1 protein-coding gene is annotated in these 459 nt (G+C 47.1%); it reads right to left on the reverse strand.

What is annotated here, in order from left to right:
* Positions 1-386 (reverse strand): Hcp family type VI secretion system effector (locus tag SJ312_RS23390; RefSeq protein ID WP_319868427.1); only part of this gene is annotated, 386 nt, incomplete at its 3' end.
* Between the last annotated feature and the right edge of the window lie 73 nt (positions 387-459).

Consider the following 459-nt stretch of genomic DNA (forward strand, 5'->3'; position numbering starts at 1 on the left):
TGCGGCATTTGGCAATCGATATTCACGATAGTCGCATCCGTTAATGTGGTGGTGAAGAAATGCTCTTGCTTGCCTTCAACCGATGTGCGGTACCATTTGAGTTCCACTTTCGGCAGCATTTCGCCAGACGCTAAGGCGTTATACAGCAGCGGAACGGCTTTATTTAACGCCACGGTGAAACGGAACGGCTTGTGCGCACGTTGGCCTGAAGGCTGGCCGGATTGTGGGTCTGTCGGTACAGTCACAACGTGAGAAAACTCTTGCACTAACATTTGGTCTTCATGACCTTGCACATAGATGTTACCCACTGAATCGGCAGTAAATGCACCGGCAGTGATGTTGCCTTGGGTTTTTCCTTCAATGGAAATATAACATGGAGTTGGCATAGCGATATCCTTTATCCAGAATGACAAATTGGGTTAGGTCGACATAATTATCGATTAATTTCCGTCATCTCAG

This window comes from Providencia sp. CIM-Carb-044 (assembly GCF_033901115.1).
Taxonomy (GTDB): Bacteria; Pseudomonadota; Gammaproteobacteria; order Enterobacterales; family Enterobacteriaceae; genus Providencia; species Providencia hangzhouensis.